12 protein-coding genes, 1 tRNA gene and 3 pseudogenes are annotated in these 19,572 nt (G+C 63.5%); 11 read left to right on the top strand and 5 right to left on the bottom strand.

All coding sequences use genetic code 11. The features are described 5' to 3' along the window. The first annotated feature begins 188 nt into the window (after positions 1-188). From AC3CB8_RS15215 to AC3CB8_RS15200, 4 genes and pseudogenes are all read left to right on the top strand, one after another. A complete protein-coding gene (locus AC3CB8_RS15215) occupies positions 189-1,631 on the top strand; it encodes a methylmalonyl-CoA mutase subunit beta (RefSeq protein ID WP_023771546.1) in 1,443 nt (480 codons plus the stop codon). Beyond that, complete coding sequence (scpA, locus tag AC3CB8_RS15210; protein ID WP_352596545.1) at positions 1,628-3,748, top strand: methylmalonyl-CoA mutase; 2,121 nt, start codon at positions 1,628-1,630, stop codon at positions 3,746-3,748. The genes AC3CB8_RS15215 and scpA overlap by 4 nt, the downstream gene beginning before the upstream one ends. A 37-nt stretch (positions 3,749-3,785) precedes the next feature. Beyond that, positions 3,786-3,932: pseudogene (locus AC3CB8_RS15205) on the top strand (AbrB/MazE/SpoVT family DNA-binding domain-containing protein); the annotation flags it as partial. Further along, positions 3,929-4,318 carry a type II toxin-antitoxin system death-on-curing family toxin gene (locus AC3CB8_RS15200; RefSeq protein ID WP_352564966.1) on the top strand — a complete coding sequence of 130 codons (390 nt, stop codon included), beginning with the start codon at positions 3,929-3,931 and terminating at the stop codon, positions 4,316-4,318. The pseudogene AC3CB8_RS15205 and the gene AC3CB8_RS15200, both read left to right, overlap by 4 nt. Here AC3CB8_RS15200 and greA read toward each other — a convergent pair. After that, positions 4,315-4,787, bottom strand: a pseudogene (greA, locus tag AC3CB8_RS15195) (transcription elongation factor GreA). The gene AC3CB8_RS15200 and the pseudogene greA sit on opposite strands and share 4 nt — an antisense overlap. A gap of 117 nt (positions 4,788-4,904) precedes the next feature. On the opposite strand from greA, the gene AC3CB8_RS15190 reads away from it, so the two are divergent. After that, positions 4,905-6,281 carry a TIGR03808 family TAT-translocated repetitive protein gene (locus AC3CB8_RS15190; protein ID WP_352564964.1) on the top strand — a complete coding sequence of 459 codons (1,377 nt, stop codon included), beginning with the start codon at positions 4,905-4,907 and terminating at the stop codon, positions 6,279-6,281. 9 nt (positions 6,282-6,290) lie between these two features. Here AC3CB8_RS15190 and AC3CB8_RS15185 read toward each other — a convergent pair whose 3' ends face one another. Both AC3CB8_RS15185 and AC3CB8_RS15180 read right to left on the bottom strand, forming a co-directional pair. After that, positions 6,291-7,295, bottom strand: a complete 1,005-nt coding sequence (locus tag AC3CB8_RS15185; RefSeq protein WP_352564962.1) for an asparaginase — start codon at positions 7,293-7,295, stop codon at positions 6,291-6,293. Positions 7,296-7,321: 26 nt separating this feature from the next. Next, complete coding sequence (locus AC3CB8_RS15180) at positions 7,322-8,488, bottom strand: acetyl-CoA acetyltransferase (protein WP_352564960.1); 1,167 nt, start codon at positions 8,486-8,488, stop codon at positions 7,322-7,324. A 193-nt stretch (positions 8,489-8,681) separates the two neighbouring features. Here AC3CB8_RS15180 and betI point away from each other — a divergent pair, with 193 nt between their 5' ends. From betI to betB, 5 genes and pseudogenes are all read left to right on the top strand, one after another. Then, on the top strand, positions 8,682-9,272 hold the full coding sequence (gene betI, locus AC3CB8_RS15175; protein ID WP_023771538.1) for a choline-binding transcriptional repressor BetI: 591 nt from the start codon (positions 8,682-8,684) through the stop codon (positions 9,270-9,272). Beyond that, the gene (betC, locus tag AC3CB8_RS15170) at positions 9,269-10,798 is read left to right on the top strand and encodes a choline-sulfatase (protein ID WP_023771537.1); all 1,530 of its coding nucleotides are present in this window, start codon (positions 9,269-9,271) and stop codon (positions 10,796-10,798) included. The genes betI and betC overlap by 4 nt, the downstream gene beginning before the upstream one ends. Continuing rightward, positions 10,795-11,798, top strand: a pseudogene (locus AC3CB8_RS15165) (threonine/serine dehydratase family protein). Before betC ends, AC3CB8_RS15165 begins: the two are co-directional and overlap by 4 nt. Then, positions 11,791-13,443: a choline dehydrogenase gene (betA, locus tag AC3CB8_RS15160; protein ID WP_352564957.1), complete on the top strand. Its 1,653-nt coding sequence runs from the start codon at positions 11,791-11,793 to the stop codon at positions 13,441-13,443. The pseudogene AC3CB8_RS15165 and the gene betA overlap by 8 nt, the downstream one beginning before the upstream one ends. An 85-nt stretch (positions 13,444-13,528) precedes the next feature. Continuing rightward, complete coding sequence (gene betB / locus AC3CB8_RS15155) at positions 13,529-14,992, top strand: betaine-aldehyde dehydrogenase (protein ID WP_023771534.1); 1,464 nt, start codon at positions 13,529-13,531, stop codon at positions 14,990-14,992. Between the two features lie 6 nt (positions 14,993-14,998). On the opposite strand, the gene AC3CB8_RS15150 is transcribed toward betB, so the two are convergent. Together AC3CB8_RS15150 and AC3CB8_RS15145 are read right to left on the bottom strand one after the other, a co-directional pair. Then, positions 14,999-17,233, bottom strand: coding sequence for a mannose-1-phosphate guanylyltransferase/mannose-6-phosphate isomerase (locus AC3CB8_RS15150; protein WP_488377321.1), 2,235 nt, complete (start codon positions 17,231-17,233; stop codon positions 14,999-15,001). Positions 17,234-17,243: 10 nt separating this feature from the next. After that, positions 17,244-18,764, bottom strand: a complete 1,521-nt coding sequence (locus tag AC3CB8_RS15145; protein WP_352596543.1) for a phosphomannomutase/phosphoglucomutase — start codon at positions 18,762-18,764, stop codon at positions 17,244-17,246. 199 nt (positions 18,765-18,963) lie between these two features. Here AC3CB8_RS15145 and AC3CB8_RS15140 point away from each other — a divergent pair. Continuing rightward, positions 18,964-19,040: transfer RNA gene (locus AC3CB8_RS15140), tRNA-Pro, on the top strand. Positions 19,041-19,572 lie beyond the last annotated feature (532 nt).

Below are 19,572 nucleotides of genomic sequence, written 5' to 3'. Positions count from 1 at the left end.
TTTAGAACTTGCGGATTTCGATGGTGTTTGGCAATCGTTCATGGTCCGTCCAGGCAAGCGACCTATATCAGGTGGATCGAATATCAGGTGGGTCGAATTCAAGCCCTGGGCGTGCATTGCGATAACTTGCCGGGAACCGTAGATTGAGCTGCCCGGGCTGGTGCGGCCATATAGAACGAGGACGATGAATGGGCGCCGGAGCCTTGACCAGGGATGTTGAGCCAACGAATGCGGAGCGTCAGCGATGGCTGACCCTGGCGGAAAAAGCATTGGCCGGCGCAACCTTCGAGGAAAAGCTGGTCTCGCATACCGACGACAGTATCCGCGTCGAGCCGCTCTATGAACGCGCGACCGGAACGGAACCGATCGTGCGCGCCAATCCTCAATTGCCGTGGATCGTCAGCCAGCGCGTCGACGACCCCGATGTCGAACGCGCCAAGAGCCAGGTCCTGGAAGATATCGCTCAGGGCGCGACGGGATTGTCGCTCGTCTTCGAGGGTGCCCCGAACGCGTTCGGCTACGGCCTGCCGAGGACGGCGCAGGCGCTCGAGACGGTGCTGGAGGGCGTGCCACTCAACCGGGTCCAGATCCGTATCGACACCCACCCCTGGAGCCGCCCCATGGCCGACTGGCTGGTGGCGTTCCTGAGCAAGCGCCGTTCGGATCCGGCAAAGCTCAACCTGTCCTTCGGCATCGATCCGGCTGCTATCCTCGCCGGCACCGGCCGGCTGCGCATGTCGATCGAGGCGCTGCAGGAATCCATGCCGCAATCGCTGGCGCATTTCTTCGCGATGGGCGTTCCGGGTGTGCTTCTGGAGGCGGACGGTCGCGTCTTCCACAATGCCGGCGCCACGGAATCGCAGGAACTCGGCATTATGCTGGCCTCGGCGGTCTCGTATCTGAGAATGTTCGAGAAGGCACGGCAACCGCTCGTCTATGCCGCGCCTCATATCGGTTTCGCGCTCAGCGTCGACCAGGACCAGTTCCTGTCGATGGCCAAGGTGCGAGCCCTGCGCAGGCTGTGGGCACGCGTGCAGGAGGCCTGCTCGATCCCTAATTCCACGGCCAACATCCATGCCGAGACATCTTTTCGCATGATGACGGCATTGGATCCCGAAACCAACATCCTGCGCACGACGATCGGCTGCTTCGCCGCGGCGGCGGGAGGCGCCGATTCAATCTCAATCCTGCCGCATACGATGGCGCACGGCCTGCCGGCGGCGTTTGCCCGCCGCGTCGCGCGCAACGCGCAGTTGATCATGGCCAATGAAAGCCATGTCGATCATGTTGCCGATCCCGCCCATGGCTCCGGCGCCGTCGAAGCGCTCACCTCAGACCTTTGCGAAGCCGCGTGGGCCGAATTACAGGCCATCGAGGCTGAAGGTGGCGTGCTGTCCAGCCTTCGGGACGGACATATCCAGCAGCGCGTCCGCAACGCCGCCGCCCATCGCGCCATAGCCTTCAAGTCAGGCGAGCGGGCCATTGTCGGCTGCACGCTTTATCCGTTGAAAAGCGAGCGGCCGGTCGAGACGCTGGACGCAGAGAAGCGGCCTGCCTTCACCGAGGGCGTCGTCCTGTGCGAAGCGTTGTCTCCGGTCCGCATCGATCAATCCATCGGGGCTGCTTCTTGATTCCGGATTTCAGGCAGATCGGCTGGGTGCCGCCGCGCCGCGCGCCTGTCGAGGTCAAGGGACAGCGAACAACGCCGGAAGGCCTTGTTGTCAAGCAGCTGTACAGTCAGGGCGACCTCAAGGGATTGTCGCATCTCGACACCTATCCGGGCCTGCCGCCCTTCGTGCGCGGCCCCTACCCGACCATGTATGTCCAGCAGCCCTGGACCATCCGGCAATATGCCGGCTTTTCGACCGCCGAAGAATCCAACGCCTTCTACCGGCGCAACCTTGCCGCCGGCCAGAAGGGCTTGTCGGTTGCCTTCGATCTCGCCACGCACCGCGGCTATGACTCAGACCATCCGCGCGTCGCCGGCGATGTCGGCATGGCCGGCGTGGCCATCGATTCCATCCTCGACATGCGGCAATTGTTCGACGGCATTCCGCTCGGCGAGATGACCGTGTCGATGACGATGAACGGCGCGGTGCTGCCGATCATGGCGCTCTACATCGTGGCGGCGGAAGAGCAAGGCGTCGCGCAGAAGGATTTGGCCGGGACCATTCAGAACGATATTCTGAAGGAATTCATGGTCCGCAACACCTACATCTATCCGCCGAAGCCCTCGATGCGGATCGTCTCGGACATCTTCTCCTACACCTCGAAGAACATGCCGAAGTTCAATTCAATTTCGATCTCCGGCTATCACATGCAGGAGGCCGGCGCGACCGCCGACCTGGAGCTCGCCTATACGATCGCCGACGGCATCGAATATGCCCGCGCCGGCGTCGCGGCGGGGCTCGACATCGACCGTTTCGCGCCGCGCCTGTCGTTCTTCTGGGCGATCGGCATGAACTTCTTCATGGAAGTGGCCAAGCTCAGGGCCGCACGCCTGTTGTGGGCAACGCTGATGAAAAAGAACTTCGCGCCAAAGGACGAGCGGTCGCTGTCCCTGCGCACCCATTGCCAGACCTCCGGCTGGTCGCTGACGGCGCAGGATCCCTACAACAACATCATCCGCACCATGATCGAGGCGATGGCCGCGACCCAAGGGCATACCCAGTCGCTGCACACCAACTCCTTCGATGAAGCAATGGCGCTGCCGACCGACCATTCGGCGCGCATCGCCCGCAACACGCAACTCATCTTGCAGAAGGAATCCGGCACCACACGCATCATCGATCCTTGGGGCGGTTCGGCCTATCTCGAGCGGCTGACACACGATCTGGCGGCGCGTGCACTCGCCCATATCGAGGAGGTGGAGGCTCTCGGCGGCATGGCGGCGGCCATCGAAAAGGGCATACCCAAGCTGCGCATCGAGGAAGCAGCGGCCCGCACGCAGGCGCGCATCGATTCCGGCGAGCAGATGCTGGTCGGCGTCAATGCGCATCGCCCCGGGACCGATATCGCGGTCGACGTGCTGAAGATCGACAATGCCGAGGTCAGGGCCCGGCAACTCTCGAAGCTGCAACGGCTGAAAGGCACGCGTGAGGTCTCCGCAGTGGAAAGCGCGCTCGATGCACTGACTCGTGCCGCACAGAGCGAGGACAACCTCCTGGAGTTCGCAATCCGCGCCGCGCGCGCCAATGCCACTGTCGGCGAAATCTCGTTCGCCCTGGAAAGAGCCTATGGCCGCCATGTGGCCACGGTGCAGACCATTTCCGGTGTCTACGGCAAAGCGCTTGGCGACAATCCGGTGGTCGACCGCCTGCAGGACAAGCTTGATGCGTTCGAAAAGAAAAACGGCGGCAAGCCGCGCATCCTGGTGGCCAAGATGGGACAGGACGGCCACGACCGCGGGCAGAAGGTGATCGCCACGGCCTTCGCCGATCTCGGCTTCGACGTTACCGTCGGCGCCATGTTCCAGACGCCGGAAGAGATCGCGAAACTGGCTGTCCAGAACGACGTCCACATCATCGGCGGCTCATCGCTGGCAGCGGGTCACCTGACGCTGATCCCCGAATTGCGCGACACGCTGAAGAAGCTCGGCCGCGGCGACATGCTGATCGTGGCCGGCGGCGTCATCCCGCCGCAGGATTACGATGCGGTGCTGCAAGCAGGCGCAGCGGAAATCTTCCCGCCGGGCACGGTCATTCCGGAAGCGGCTGAGCGGCTGCTGGATCGGCTGCTATCGTCTTGACGAAACTGTTATAATATCTGTTGCAACATCCAGCGCACTGAAGACCGGTGATCAACTCCAGATCGTCGAAACGGATAAGGGCATTGCCCTTGAGCCGGTGGATGACAGTTTCGAACGGCAGATGGAAGCTGCTCGCAAGGTCATGGACAAGTACAAGGTCGCGCTTCAGAAGCTCGCCGAATGAGTTGGGAGTCCCTGACCCGGCGCACAGTCGAAGCGATGCATGCAGAGCAATTGCGCAGGCACGGCGGAGCACAAGGTCTGAGAGATGAAAATGCTCTTGAACCGGCGCTTCCCCGCGCCGAAAACAAGGCAAACTACGGGGAGCCTTCGGTCGAGGACCTTGCAGCCGCCTATGTCTTCGGCATTGCCAGGAACCATGCCTTTGTCGACGGCAACAAACGGACATCGATCGTCGCCGCCGGCGCATTTTTGATCGTGAACGGCCATGTCCTGGTGGCCGACAACGGCACGCTCTACGAATTCGTCATGGCCGTCGCGGCCGGCGAGATCGACGAAGCGGGTGAGGCCGCGCTTTTCCGCGACCATGTCGTCAAGCTTGAAGACTAGCTCTCCGAGAGCTTGACGATCTCCCACTCCTTGCCGTTGACGCTGGCCACGTCGCCAACCTTCTTGCCGAATAGCGCAACCGCCATTGGCGAGACATGCGAAATGCTGCCCTTGGCCGGGTCGGCTTCGTCCTCGCCGACGATCTTCCAGTGCACCTTCTTGCCGTCGTCACTTTGCAGCGTGACACCCATGCCGAAGCGGACGACATCACTGCCGGGCTCCGGCACGGAAAGCTCGGCACTCTCGCGCCGCGCGGTCCAGTAGCGCAGGTCGCGCGACACGACCGCAATGCGCTCGCGGTCGGCTTTCCGCTCCGCTTTCGCCATGTATCGCGCAGATCGGCCAGATTGTCCTCGATCTGCGCCATGCCGCGCTCCGTCACTAGGTTGCGGTGCGTGCTGATCGGCCGCTCGCCAACACCGGCGATGGCGTTTTCGCTGTCTTCTTCGCGGGTGAAAGCTCGGCTCATCCCCTGAACTTAGGCGCCGAGTGGCTGCCCGACAAGTCATTGCCGCCGAGAAGAGGCGTGTTGAACGTCTGGCATGATTCCTGCGGCGCCGGGGCTGAACACTGGGATTCTGTGCCGATGTTGAACAGACGAACGCTGCTGAAGCAGACCGCCGGCTTTGCGGTCATGGGCCTCGCGCTCGGCAAGGCGGCGGCCGCCAGCCTGACCGGTATCGAGAAAGCCTCGATGCGCGGCTCGATCAACGCCACCGAACTTGGCGTCCAGCCCGGCACGTTTGACGACCAGAGCAAGGCTTTCGCCAAGCTGCTGCGCGACGCGAATGGCCGTGACATGCCGGTCTTCCTGCCGCCCGGCACCTATGTGGTGTCCAATCTCTCGCTGCCTGAGCGCGTGCGTCTTTCCGGCGTGCCGGGCGCGACGCGGATCGTCTATGGTGGCGACGGCCATTTGTTTATGGCCGAACAGGCCGACCATATCGAACTCAGCGGACTGGTTTTCGACGGCGCGAACCGCTCTATGGGCAACTATGCGCAGGGGCTGCTCGATCTGCGCCGGGTGGCGCACCTCGTGGTGGACAACTGCCAGATCACGGGCAGCGGCAAGAACGGGCTGGCGCTGGAACATGCCGCGGGCCGGATCGAGCGTTCGGACATATCCGGGGCGGCGGACGCCGGCATCTATTCGGTGGAGGCCGCAGGGCTGGCAATCACCGGCAATACCGTCTCCGATTGCGCCAATGGCGGCATTCTGGTGCACCGTTGGCAAGCGGCGGAAGACGACACCATGGTCACCGGCAACCGCGTCGAACGCATTGGCGCGCGCAGCGGCGGTACAGGCCAGAACGGCAACGGCATCAATGCCTTCCGCGCCGGCAATGTCGTCATCTCGGGCAATGTGGTTTCGGACTGTGCCTTCTCGGCGATCCGGGCCAACAGTTCCAGCAATTTGCAGATATCGGGCAATACCTGCTCGCGCTCGGGCGAGACCGCGGTCTATTCCGAGTTCTCGTTCGAGGGTGCCGTCATCTCCAACAACATCGTCGACGGCGCCGCCAACGGCATCTCGATGGTCAACTTCAACGAAGGCGGCCGCATGGGTGTCTGCTCCGGCAACATGGTGCGCAATCTGTCGACATCAGGCCCCTATACCGCGGATCCACCCGGTTTCGGCGTTGGGATCGCCGTCGAGGCCGACACCGTCGCTTCCAACAACGTCATCGAGAACGCGCCGCTCTACGGCATGTCGATCGGCTGGGGGCCGTATCTGCGCAACGTCGTGGCCACCGGCAACATCATTCGCAAGGCAGGCACCGGCATCGTCGTCAGCGTAGTCGAAGGTGCCGGCACGGCCGTCATCTCCGACAACGTCATCGACGGCGCGTCGAACGGAGCGGTTGTCGGCCAGCGCTGGGCCGAGCCGGTGACATCAGACCTCACCCAGACCAGCAGCAGCGGCTATGCGCACCTGACCGTCGAGCGCAACCGCGTCAGCTGATTGTTGCTTTCAGTTCAAGGCCGGCGTCGGCGTCAGCGCCCCGACCTTGGCGCCAATCCGGCTTTCGATGGGCGGATTCGCCAATTGGAGCAGTCTCGCGGACAGGCTCTCGTCCGCATGCAACAACCTGGCAAGCACGGCGGCGGCGATTGCATCGCCGGCGCGCCCGGCACCGTCATCGCATTTCACGGCGATGCCGAGGCCGAGTTCGGGAATTGCGGCACAGTGGACGCCCTCGGCCCCGCCTTTGGCGAAAATTCGTCCGGGAGCGGCTTGCATCAGCAACAGATCGGCGCGGCCGGTGCCGGCGACGAAGAACGGCTCCGCCATGCAGGCCGAAAGCAGCCGCTTCGCGGCCTTCGCCCGCTCCGGGCCAAAGCCGTGGGCCGCGGCCATGCGGGCAAAGCCGAGCGCGAAACTCCTGAGCGGCACCGCATAGGTCGGGATCGAGCAACCGTCGGTCGCGCGTTCCTCGGGGCCGTGCACAGCGCCGGTGACTGCCTCCATGGCGTCGCGCACCATTTCCTGCATGGCGTGATCCGGTCTGACATAGCCGCGATGCGCGATGCCCGCATGGACGCAGGTACAGAGGAAACCGGAGTGCTTGCCGGAACAGTTGTTGTGCAACGCATTCGGTAAACCACCGGCACGCGCGAGCGCAATCTCGGCGTCATGGTTCGAGGGCCAGTGGACCCCGCATTCGAGCGCCGACCCGTTCAGCCCGGCCCTGGCCAGCATGGACCGCGCCAGTTCGGCATGCGCCGGTTCGCCGGAGTGGGAGGCGCAGGCCAGCGCCAGTTCGCGATTGCCGAAGTCATAGGCATCCGCGGCACCCGTTTCGACAAGCGGCAGGGCCTGGATCGCCTTTACGGCGGAACGCGGAAAGACCGGCTTGGACGTATCGCCGATCTCCAGCACCGGCTTGCCGTCGGCATCGAAGACGGCAACGGCGCCGCGATGGGCGCTCTCGACAATGGCGCCGCGCAAAACTTCGATCAGAACCGGATTTGCCATGCTACCTCCCACGAATGCCGGGCGGTTTACCTGATCCGGTCGAGAATGGAAACGTAGTTGGCGACCGCCGCGCCGCCCATATTGAAGATGCCGCCGAGTTTCGCGCCCGGCACCTGGATGCCGCCGGCTTCGCCGACAAGCTGCATGGCGGTCAAGACATGCATGGAGACGCCGGTGGCGCCGATTGGATGGCCCTTGGCCTTCAGCCCGCCGGAGGGATTGACCGGCAGGCGGCCGTTTTTTGCCGTTGTGCCATCCAGCGCCAGTTTTGCGCCCTCACCGGGCTTGGCCAGTCCCATCGCTTCATACTCGATCAACTCGGCGATGGTGAAGCAGTCATGCGTCTCGACGAAGGAGAGATCGTCGAGCGTTACGCCGGCATTCTTCAAAGCGCGGGTCCAGGCCTGCTCGCACCCCTCGAACGTCAGGATGTCGCGCTTCGACATCGGCAGGAAATCCTGCACATGCTCGTTAGCGCGGAAGGCGACCGCGCGGCGCATCTTCAGCGCCGTTGCCGTGTCGGCAAGGACAAGGGCAGCGGCGCCGTCGGAGACCAACGAGCAGTCGGTACGTTTGAGAGGACCGGCGACGAACGGGTTTTTCTCGCTTTCCTGCCGGCAGAAGTCATAGCCGAAATCCTTGCGCATCTGCGCATAGGGATTGTCGACGCCATTCTTGTGGTTCTTGGCAGCGATCATGGCTAGCGCATCCGACTGGTCGCCATAGCGCTGGAAATAGGCCTGCGAGATCTTGCCGAAGACGCCGGCGAAGCCGGCTGGCGTCTCGCCGTCCTCGGGCAGATAGGAAGCCTTAAGCAAATTCTTGCCGATTTCGGGCCCGGGCGTCGTCGTCATCTGCTCGGCGCCAACCACCAGCACGATTCGGGCGGCGTTCGCATCAATGGCGCGGACACCTTGCCTGACGGCGGCCGAACCGGTGGCGCAAGCATTCTCGACGCGTGTCGCCGGCTTGAAGCGCAGCCGGTCGTCCGCCTGGAGAACCAGACTTGCCGTGAAATCCTGCGCCGAAAAGCCGGCATTGAAATGGCCAAGCACGATCTCGTCGACCTCGTCCGGGCCGATGCCGGCATGGTCGAGCGCGTCCGTCGCGACCTTGACGATCAGGTTTTCGAGCGTCTCGCCCTCAAGCTTGCCAAAGCGCGAATGCGCCCAGCCAACGATGCATGCGGTCATGGCGGTCTCCATCTTGGCGCCACCGCCCACGGCTCGTGACGCACTTCGCCTTTATTGTTCAAATATAAACATTCTCACCGGAGCCGTGAAGGGCCGCAACGCGAAAATCGCTTGGTACAGGTCGCGTCGAGGTCGATTTTTTATTGATTGACGCGTCAATAAAAAATAATCTCCCGCAAAAATCGGGAACGGCATGCCAAAAGTCGGAATGGAGCCATTGCGCCGCAGGGCGCTCATCGACGCGACGATCTCGGCGATCGGCGAGCGTGGCTCGCTTGACGTGACCATGTCGGAGATCGCCGGACGCGCCGGTGTGTCTTCTGCGCTTGCCCACCACTATTTCGGCGCCAAGGACGAGCTGCTGTTCGCGACGATGCGGCACATCCTGGCCGAACTGACCATCGATATGCGCCGCGCCCTGCAGTGCGCCGGCACCGCGCGCGAGCGCGTCTCGGTCGTGGTCGCCGTCAACTTCTCCGATGTCCAGTTCCGGGCCGAAACCATCGCCGCATGGCTCGCTTTTTATGTCGAGGCGCAGCAATCGTCTTCGCTGCGCCGGCTGCTCAGAATCTATGCCCGGCGGCTGCATTCCAACCTGATGAGTGGATTGACCGGCATCCTGCCGAGGACAGAAGCCGATCGCGCCGCGGAAGCGACGGCGGCGATGATCGACGGGCTCTACATCAGGCGCGCGCTGAAGGATGGCGTGCCTGACGCCGCGACAGCGATCGCGCTGGTCGAGGATTATCTCGAAACCAAACTTGGCGGACGGCACAAGCAGTGACAGCGAAGCGACCCAATTTCCTGATCGTCATGGTCGACCAGCTCAATGGGACCTTGTTCCCGGATGGGCCGGCGGAATTTCTGCACACGCCGCATCTGAAGGGGCTGGCCGCGCGTTCGGCGCGCTTTGCCAACAACTACACCGCCTCGCCACTCTGCGCGCCGGGCCGCGCCTCCTTCATGAGCGGCCAGTTGCCGTCGCGCACCGGTGTCTATGACAATGCCGCCGAGTTCGCCTCGTCGATCCCCACCTTCGCCCATCATTTGCGTGCGGCCGGCTACTACACCTGCCTGTCGGGCAAGATGCATTTCGTCGGACCGGATCAGCTGCACGGCTTCGAGGAACGGCTGACCACCGACATCTATCCGGCGGATTTCGGCTGGACGCCGGACTACCGCAAACCCGGCGAGCGCATTGAGTGGTGGTATCATAATCTGGGTTCGGTGACCGGCGCCGGCGTTGCGGAAACAACCAACCAGATGGAGTATGACGACGAGGTCGTGTTCCTCGCGTCTCAGAAGCTCTATCAGCTTTCGCGCGAACAGGACGATGCGAGCCATCGGCCCTGGTGCCTGACCGTCTCGCTCTCGCACCCACACGATCCCTATGTCGCGCGCAAGCAGTACTGGGATCTCTATGAGCATTGCCAGGTGCTGGATCCGGAAACCGGGTACATCGCTGAAGACGAGCAGGATCCGCATTCTCGGCGACTGTACCATGCCAGCGACTATCCCTCTTTCGAGATCACGCCCGAAGAGGTGCGTCGTTCGCGCCGCGGCTATTTCGCCAACATCTCCTATGTCGACGACAAGGTCGGCGAGCTCCTCGACGTTCTCACGCGGACGCGTATGTCCGACGACACGATCATCCTGTTCTGTTCGGATCACGGCGACATGCTCGGCGAGCGAGGCCTGTGGTTCAAAATGAGCTTCTTCGAAGGCTCGGCGCGGGTGCCGTTGATGATCGCCGGCAAGGGCATTCGTGCCGGGCTGATCGAGGCGCCGGTCTCCAATCTCGACGTGGCACCAACACTTTGCGACCTTGCCGGCATCGACATCGGGGCGATCGCGCCGTGGACCGACGGCCAGTCGCTGCTGCCGCTCACCAAGGGCGGGCAGCGCACGGCACCGGTGCTGATCGAGTACGCGGCGGAGGGGTCCTATGCGCCCTTGGTGGCAATCCGCGAAGGCAGATACAAATTCGTCCATTGCGAACTCGATCCGCCGCAATTGTTCGATCTCGAAGCCGATCCGCTCGAGCGGGACAACCTGGCCGACGACCCCGCCAATGCGGGTCTTGTGGCGGCATTCCTGGAAAAGGTCCGGGCGCGTTGGGACATGGCCGGCTTCGATGCCGCCGTGCGCGAAAACCAGGCACGCCGCTGGGTCGTCTATCCGGCGCTGCGCAACGGCGCCTACTACCCCTGGGATTTCCAGCCCTTGCAGAAGGCGTCAGAGCGGTACATGCGCAATCACATGAACCTGGACAATCTCGAAGAGAGCAAAAGGTATCCGCGAGGCGAATGATGGCAGACCTTCTCGTTCCCACTCTCGACCATCTCAGGCAGGCCTATGCGGTAACGTCACGGGCGACACAGGTCACGCCGCTGCTGGAATCGGCGGCGCTCGCCAGGGAGACCGGCGCGTCTCGCGTCTTCATCAAGCCGGAATCGCTGCAATGGGCCGGATCCTTCAAGGTCCGCGGCGCTTATTGGCGGCTGAAGCGGCTTTCGCCCGACGAGGCGAAGAAGGGCGTCGTCGCCTATTCCTCCGGCAATTTCGCGCAAGGGCTGGCTGCGGCCGGCCAGGCGCTTGGCATTCCGGTGACCATCGTCATGCCGATCGACGCGCCGGCCGCCAAGCGCGATGCTACCGCAGGCTATGGCGCGCGCGTTGTGCTGACAGACCATGGCGATCGCGCGCGTGAAGAGGTCGCGGCGGCCAAGGCGCGCGAAATCGCTGAAACAGAAGGGCTAGCGCTCCTGCATCCATTCGACGATCCCGAGATCGTCGCGGGTCAGGCAGGTGCCGGCCTCGAGGCGCTCGACCAGCTGTCGGCTAGGGATGCCAGTGCCGATCTCCTGTTCTGCTCGGTCGGTGGCGGTGGGCTGATCGGCGGCGTTTCGCTCGCCTTCCACTATCTGTCGCCGGCGACCGAGATCGTCGGCGTCGAGCCCGAAGGGTTCGACGGCATGGGCTCGTCGCTGGCGCATGGCAGCATCGAGACCATGCCGATCGGTCCTAAATCGATCTGCGACGGACTGATGTCGCGCCGGCCCGGCGACGCGCCGTTCGCCGCGGTCAAGACCGCTGGCGTGCGCGGCATCACGGTCGACGATCAGTCGGTGCGGCGCGCGATGCGGATCGCTTTCGAGCGTATGAAGCTGGTGCTCGAACCGTCAGGTGCGGCGTCGCTGGCGGCATTGCTGGTGGCAAGGTGGATGTGGCGGAAAAGACCGTCCTGGTGGTGGCTACCGGCGGCAACGTTTCGCTCGCCGATTTTATGGCGCATATGAACCATGCTTGAAGCGGATTTCATCATCATCGGCTCCGGGTCCGCCGGTTCGGCCATGGCCTACCGCCTGTCGGAAGATGGCAAGCATTCGGTCATCGTCATCGAATTCGGCGGCACCGATATCGGGCCGTTAATCCAGATGCCTTCGGCGCTGTCGATACCGCTCAACATGAGCCTCTACGACTGGGGCTTCGCCAGTGAACCGGAACCGCATCTGGGTGGCCGCGTGCTGGCGACACCGCGCGGCAAGGTGATCGGCGGCTCGTCCTCGATCAACGGCATGGTCTATGTGCGCGGCCACGCCCGCGACTTCGACCATTGGGCCGAACAGGGCGCGACCGGCTGGGGCTTCGCCGACGTGCTGCCCTACTTCAAGCGCATGGAGGACTCAGACGGCGGCGAGGACGGCTGGCGCGGGCACGGCGGCCCGCTGCATGTGCAGCGCGGCTCGCGGCGCAATCCGCTCTATGGCGCCTTCGTCGAAGCGGGCCGCCAGGCAGGGTTTGAACTGACCGACGACTACAATGGCGCCAAGCAGGAAGGCTTCGGCCCGATGGAGCAGACCATTCTGGGCGGCCGCCGCTGGTCGGCGGCATCAGCCTATATGAAGCCGGCCCTCCGGCGCAAAAACGTCAGACTGGTCAAAGGCTTCGCGCGCCGGGTGATCATCGAGAATCAACGCGCCATCGGCGTCGAGATCGAAGCTCACAAACAGATTCAGGTCGTTAAGGCGCGACGTGAAGTGATCGTCGCGGCGTCGTCGATCAACTCGCCAAAGATCCTGATGCTGTCCGGTATCGGCCCGGCCGGGCATTTGCGCGAAAACGGCATTGCCGTCGTGGCCGACCGGCCTGGAGTCGGCGGCAACCTGCAGGACCATCTGGAGCTCTACATACAGCAGGAATCGACCAAACCGATCACGCTGAATTCAGTGCTGAACCCGTTCTCCAAGGCGATGATCGGGGCGCGGTGGCTGTTCTTCAAATCGGGCCTTGGCGCCACCAATCATTTCGAGGCGGCCGCCTTCGTGCGCTCGCAGGCAGGCGTCGACTATCCCGACATCCAGTACCACTTCATCCCGGCGGCGGTGCGTTATGACGGCAAGGCGGCGGCGAAGTCGCACGGCTTCCAGGCGCATGTCGGACCGATGCGCTCGAAGTCGCGCGGCTCGGTGACGCTACGCTCGCCGGATCCGAAAGCGAAGCCGGTCATCCGCTTCAACTACATGTCGCATCCAGACGACTGGGCGGAGTTCCGCCACTGCATCCGCCTGACCCGCGAAATCTTCGGCCAGTCGGCCTTCGATGCCTATCGCGGACAGGAACTCTCTCCGGGCAGCCATGTCCAGTCGGACGACGATCTCGACGTGTTCATTCGCGATCATGCCGAAAGCGCCTACCACCCCTGCGGCACCTGCCGAATGGGCCACGTCGATGATCAATCGAGCGTGGTCGATCCGGAATGCCGGGTTATCGGCGTCGACGGATTGCGGGTCGCCGACTCCTCGATCTTCCCGCGGGTCACCAACGGCAACCTCAACGCGCCATCGATCATGACCGGCGAAAAAGCGTCCGATCACATCCTTGGCCGCACACCGCTCGCGCCGTCCAACCAGGAACCATGGATCAATCCGCGCTGGCAGGCGTCCGACAGATAGGCCATGATCCGCCGATAGAGTGAGCCGCCCGACAGGCGCCCGCCCAATAGCCGTCGCTTGGGCCAAAACGATTTGGAGACTTCCCATGCGCGCCCAGCCCACGGCTTCGCACTATGTCAACGGACGCTATATCGAGGACGAAGGCGGCGCGCCGCTGCCGGTGATCTATCCGGCTACGGGTGAGACCATCGCCATGCTGCGTTCGGCGACGCCGAACGTGCTGGAACTGGCGGTCGAGGCCGCCCGCGCCGCACAGCCGGCCTGGGCGCGCCTCAAGCCGGTCGAGCGCGGCCGCATCCTGCGCCGAGCCGCCGACATTTTGCGCGCCCGCAACGCCGATCTTGCCCGCATCGAGACGCTCGACACCGGGAAGGCGATCCAGGAGACGCTGGTGGCGGATGCACCTTCCGCCGCGGACTGCCTTGAATATTTCGCCGGCGCGGTCGCTGTCTTCAACGGCGAAGCGGTCGACCTCGGCGGGCCATTCGCCTATACGCGCCGCGAGGCGCTCGGCGTCTGCGTCGGGATCGGCGCCTGGAACTATCCGATCCAGATCGCCGGCTGGAAATCCGCACCCGCACTCGCCATGGGCAACGCCATGGTGTTCAAGCCATCGGAAAACACGCCGCTTTCGGCGCTGGCGCTGGCCGAGATCTACTCGGAAGCCGGCCTGCCCGACGGGCTGTTCAACGTCGTGCAAGGCTATGGCGACGTCGGCGCCGGCCTTGTTGGCCATGATGTCGTCGCCAAGGTCTCAGTGACCGGCTCGGTGCCGACCGGGCGCAAGGTGCTGTCGCTGGCGGGCTCCAGGATGAAGCACGCGACGATGGAACTCGGCGGCAAGTCGCCGTTGATCGTCTTCGACGATGCCGATCTAGAAAATTCCATTGGCGGCGCCATGCTCGGCAACTTCTATTCGACCGGCCAGATCTGTTCCAACGGCACGCGCGTCTTCGTCCAGAGCGGTATTCACGACCGCTTTGTCGAGCGGCTGGTCGAGCGGACCAAGAAAATCCGCATCGGCGATCCGCTCGACCCGGAAACGCAGATGGGCCCGCTGGTCTCCAAGGCACAGCAAGACAAGGTCGTCGGCCATATCGAGGCCGGCAAGCTGGATGGGGCGACGCTGGCCTGCGGCGGCAATGTGCCGTCGCTGCAGGGCTTCCAGGGCGGCTTCTTCGTCGAGCCGACCGTGTTCACCGGCGTCACCGACACGATGCGGATCGCCCGCGAGGAGATTTTCGGCCCGGTCATGAGCGTGCTGAAATTCGACAGCGAGGATGAGGTGATCGACCGCGCCAACGACACCGAGTTCGGTCTTGCCGCCGGCGTTTTCACACGCGACCTGCCGCGCGCCCATCGCGTCATCGCCGAGTTGCAGGCCGGAACCTGCTGGATCAACGCCTACAATCTGACGCCGGTGGAAATCCCCTTCGGCGGCGTCAAGCAATCCGGCATCGGGCGTGAGAATTCGCTGGCGGCGCTGGCGCTCTATTCGCAGCTGAAGTCGATCTATGTGGAAACCGGGGACGTCGCCAGTCCGTACTGATCCCGCCTACTTCTCCGCCGTTCCATCCAGATACTGCGTCAGCGCACAGACCAAATGGTAGAAGATGCTCGCCGGCACGTCGGTTGCCAGCGAGCGGCCGCGTTCGTCGATGCGATCGATCCACAGGCCGAGCGGCGCCGGGTCGACGTGCCAGCGGAACAGCCGGCCGACCCTCGCCTCGATCTCCGGCTTCAGATCGGGACCGCCCGAGCCATCCAGCGCGATCGCCGCCTTGAGCGCCTCGGCCTGCGGCCAGCTGCGCGAGATCAGGTCGAGCGGCAGTCCTTGCCGCGAGACTGCGCCATAAGCAAGGCCAGTGGCCCGGTTGAGGCCATTGGCGACTGCCGAGGCGTAGAGTTTTCGGGCAAAGACGCTCAGTTCGGCCTGGCCGCTGCGGCCGGCGAAATCGACCAGCAGCGATGCCCATTCGAAGTGATGGCCAGGTTCGGTCCAGGTCCCCTTCTCTCCCGGTACCGGTTTCCATTCTGCATCGAAATACTCGCCGAGTGTCCAGCTCTCAGCGTCGAAGAAATGGCTGCGGAAGAGCTCGATGATGCGCGCCGCGCGACGCAGATGCGCACGCTCACCGGTTGCCTGGTGCCAGGCCAGGAAAGCTTCGAGCAGATGCATGTGCGGGTTGGAGCGTCGCTCGCCCGCTCCGTCCGAGGTGTCGAGGAAGCCGGTCATGCGGCTGTCCTCCAGATGCGCGTCAAGGAAGGCGAAGGTCTCTTCGCCGAGCCGCAAGGCGTCGGCATTGCCCGACATATGCGCATGCGCCAACGCCAGCAGAATGCAGGAATGATCGTAGGCGTCCTCGACCGGATCGGCGACGGAGCCATCGACATTCAGCGTGCGCACCCAACCGCCTCGTTCGGTGCGGCCCTGCCCCGCCATGAAGTCGATGCCATGCGCGATCAGCCGGTCGGCCGGCCCGGTCCAACCGCGCTCCTTGGCAACCGCGAAGGCATAGACCTGCCTGGCCTGGGTGCGCATGCGCTTGGGCTTGACAAGCGGCTTGGTGTCGAAACCCAGCGCCTCGTGAAAGCCACCGTGCCGCTCGTCGACGCCTGATGTCGACCACAACGGCAAGGTCTCCTGGAAGAGCCAGTGATGCACGCGCCGCCGCCAGGCGCCACTTTCGATGACGCGGTCATGCGCCGGCGTGAATTTGGTTTCCAGCCGTCCTGATTTTTCGAGTTGTTCGACGATCTTCTTGACGTGCTGGCTGTGGCTCACCGGGGCAACGAAAGTGGCATCCGCCGTCGAGACGATGGCAACGTCCTTCATGCCGATCGCCGACAGCAGGCGGCCATCGCTGCGGATATAGGAATTCTCGCAATCGATGGCGACGACATCGCCGACAACGACGTTGCCCCGGTCGTCGGCGGGACCGACATCGAGGAGCGATTGCCAGGAGCCGAGATCGTTCCAGCGGAAGCCGGCCGGCACCATGGCTATGTCTTTTGCCCGCTCCATGATGGCATAGTCGATCGAGTTCGACGGGATCGCCGCGTAGAGTTCCAGCGGCATATAGAGGCCGGACAGGTCCGTTGTGGCCGCCTCGTAAGCCGCTTCGGTAGCGTGCCAGATGTCGGGCTGGAATGTCTTGAAGGTGTCGCGCATGGCACCGGCCCGAAACAGGAAGATGCCGGTATTCCAGTAGAAATTTCCCGCCTTGAGATAGTCGTTGGCCTTCGCAAGGTCGGGCTTCTCGACGAAACGCGAAACGTCGAACACCCCGCCCCTCTCGGCCGATACCTCGATATAGCCGTAGCCGGTTTCCGGCTGGGTCGGTTTGATGCCGAACACCACCAGACGGCCGGCGCGCGCCGCCTGCGATCCCGCCTCGATACTTTGCCAGAATTGCCCTGCTGTCGCTATTTCATGATCCGAGGGCACCACCAGAACCAGACTGTCGCCGAATTCCGACAGCGTGCGCAGGGTCGCCAGTGCGACGGCGGCGGCCGTGTTGCGTCCCGCCGGCTCGAACAGGGGGCCGCCGCCGGCAAGATCGAGACCGGCCAAGTCGGCATGGACACGATCGGCATGACGCTCCGAAGCGATCAGGAAGATCGGCGTTTCGCCAGCCGGTCTCGCCGTCAGGCGGCGCAAGGTCTTGACGAGCATGGAACCGTCGCCCGACAGATCGTGGAACTGCTTGGGATTGTCCTCGCGTGACAGCGGCCATAGCCGAGAGCCGACGCCGCCGCTCATGACAAAACTGACGATGCGCTGGCCCATGGATGCCCTGTCAAAAAGTCTGGTTGTAAGCGCCGACTTCCGGACTGCGGCGCAGCACGGCGTCGACGGCATCGAACATCTGCCGGCGACGCTCGGACGAGACCGGACTTTCGACGACCACGACCAGTTCCGGCTTGTTCGACGAAGCGCGCACCAGACCCCAGGTGCCGTCCTCGGCGACGACGCGCACGCCGTTGACGGTGATCAGGTCCGATATCTTCTGGCCGGCGAAGGTGGCGCCGTCGCGCATCATGGCCTGAAAGTCGGAGACCACCCGTTCGACGACGCCATACTTCACTTCGTCCGCGCAGTGCGGGGACATTGTGGGGGAGCCGAAGGTCAGCGGCAGGCCCCGGTAGAGATCGGCCATCGAGCTGGCCGGGTTACGCTCCAACATCTGACAGATGGCGATTGCCGTGACCAGTCCGTCGTCATAGCCGCGCCCGATCGGAGGGTTGAAGAAGAAGTGGCCTGATTTTTCGAAGCCGGCGACCGCGCCGAGTTCGGCAACCCGGCGCTTGATGTAGGAATGGCCGGTCTTCCAATAGTCGGTGACAGCGCCGTTGGCGCGCAGCACCGCGTCGGTGTTGAACAGTCCGGTCGACTTGACGTCGACGACGAAGGTCGAACCCGGATGGAGCCGCGAGATATCCCGCGCAAGCATGACGCCAACCTTGTCGGCAAAGATCTCGTTGCCTTCATTGTCGACGACACCGCAGCGGTCGCCGTCGCCATCGAATCCCAACCCGACATCGGCGCCGGTCTCCAGCACCTTGTCTCGGATGGCATGCAGCATCTGCATGTCTTCCGGATTGGGATTGTAGTTTGGAAACGTATGATCAAGCTCGACATCGAGCGGGATCACTTCGCAGCCGATCCGTTCCAGCGCTTCAGGGGCAAAGGCGCCAGCAGTGCCATTGCCGCAGGCGGCAACCACTTTGAGCTTTCGTGTGATGCGCTTGTCACGGGTCAGATCGTCGAGATAGGTCTCTCGAAAGTCGGAAACGAGATCATAGGAACCGCCGCCAACAAGGTCGAAATCGCCGGCCAGCACGATCGCCTTCAGCGCGCTCATCTCCTCGGGGCCGAAGGTCAGCGGCCGCGCCGCTCCCATCTTGACGCCGGTCCAGCCATTTTCGTTGTGCGAGGCCGTGACCATGGCCACCGACCGCGTATCGAGCGCGAACTGCGCGAAATAGGCCATCGGCGACAGCGCCAGACCGATATCCTTCACCCGCGCGCCGGCCGCCATCAGCCCCGAAACCAACGCCAGCTTGATGCCAAGCGAATAGGAACGGAAATCATGCCCGGTGACGATGTCGGGCCCGACGCCGAGACGCCGGATCATCGTGACGAGCCCCATGCCAAGCGCCTGGACGCCGATCAGATTGAGTTCTGGCGGCACTGTCGAACCGGGATGGCCGAACCACCAGCGCGCGTCATATTCACGAAAACCGGATGCCTTGATCAGCGCCGCGGTTTCGAATTCGAAGCTGTTTGGCCAAGCTTCGCCGACGATTTTTAGGGGCAAGACGGCAGGGCTCCAAGCGGCAGAAATACGATGCATCAATGCAGCGGCTTAGCACACAAGGCTTTAAACCGCGTTTATCCCCGACCGAAATTCGGGCCATCCGGCAATGCCCGCGGAAAGCGTACGAAATGCGACAGAAGGGCTGCCATTGCCGCTTGCAGGAACGAAGTGTGGCGGCTATAAGCCCGCGATCTGGTCACGGAGTGTAGCGCAGCCTGGTAGCGCACCTCGTTCGGGACGAGGGGGTCGCAGGTTCAAATCCTGCCACTCCGACCAGAAATTCAGTATGTTAGCGCATCCCGACCTTGGCGCCCCACCCGAGATTCACCAGAGATAGAGCCTTGCCCAAGATCTGCACCTTGGGAACGGACGCGAGATTCGTTCCCCTTAGGGGCATGGGCCCCGAAGTCCCTGCCACCGTGTGCAGGCGTCTAGCGGAGGCCGAAAAAGCTCAATACCGCTATGACGACGACCACCGCTCCCACGAGCCAAATAATGTTGTTCATAATCTCACTCCTGTTGCCCGGTGAAGCCCGCGCCTCTGGCGGAGGACGCGGGCCGATCAGCCTTTGCCTGCTGATCTTCAGCGGACACCAAACCGTGATGTCTGCTGCGGGAAGAACTGTTAGGCCGGCCTAATGTTCCGTCGCCTGACGGGATCTGGCGCCAGGTGGGCGAATTGTCTTCACATCTGCGGCAGAGCGTTCCTCCCTAGCAGTGACAGAACGCGAGTGGTGTTTGCCACCGCCTGCGCAGATGGCCGGAAGCAAGCCCCTCATTTTCAAATCGTGGCGACGCGATAGCCAGC

This window comes from Mesorhizobium sp. P160927, from assembly GCF_057766385.1.
This window is presented reverse-complemented; position numbering and strand designations above follow the sequence as displayed.

What these genes read in the sequence shown, in the direction of transcription:
- AC3CB8_RS15185 (WP_352564962.1), bottom strand. Translation starts at nt 7,295, where the DNA reads ATGGCAAATCCGGTTCTGATCGAAGTTTTGCGCGGCGCCATTGTCGAG.
- betB (WP_023771534.1), top strand. Translation starts at nt 13,529, where the DNA reads ATGCGCGCCCAGCCCACGGCTTCGCACTATGTCAACGGACGCTATATC.
- AC3CB8_RS15190 (WP_352564964.1), top strand. Translation starts at nt 4,905, where the DNA reads ATGTTGAACAGACGAACGCTGCTGAAGCAGACCGCCGGCTTTGCGGTC.
- betI (WP_023771538.1), top strand. Translation starts at nt 8,682, where the DNA reads ATGCCAAAAGTCGGAATGGAGCCATTGCGCCGCAGGGCGCTCATCGAC.
- AC3CB8_RS15200 (WP_352564966.1), top strand. Translation starts at nt 3,929, where the DNA reads ATGAGTTGGGAGTCCCTGACCCGGCGCACAGTCGAAGCGATGCATGCA.
- AC3CB8_RS15150 (WP_488377321.1), bottom strand. Translation starts at nt 17,233, where the DNA reads ATGGGCCAGCGCATCGTCAGTTTTGTCATGAGCGGCGGCGTCGGCTCT.
- AC3CB8_RS15180 (WP_352564960.1), bottom strand. Translation starts at nt 8,488, where the DNA reads ATGACCGCATGCATCGTTGGCTGGGCGCATTCGCGCTTTGGCAAGCTT.
- betA (WP_352564957.1), top strand. Translation starts at nt 11,791, where the DNA reads ATGCTTGAAGCGGATTTCATCATCATCGGCTCCGGGTCCGCCGGTTCG.
- AC3CB8_RS15215 (WP_023771546.1), top strand. Translation starts at nt 189, where the DNA reads ATGGGCGCCGGAGCCTTGACCAGGGATGTTGAGCCAACGAATGCGGAG.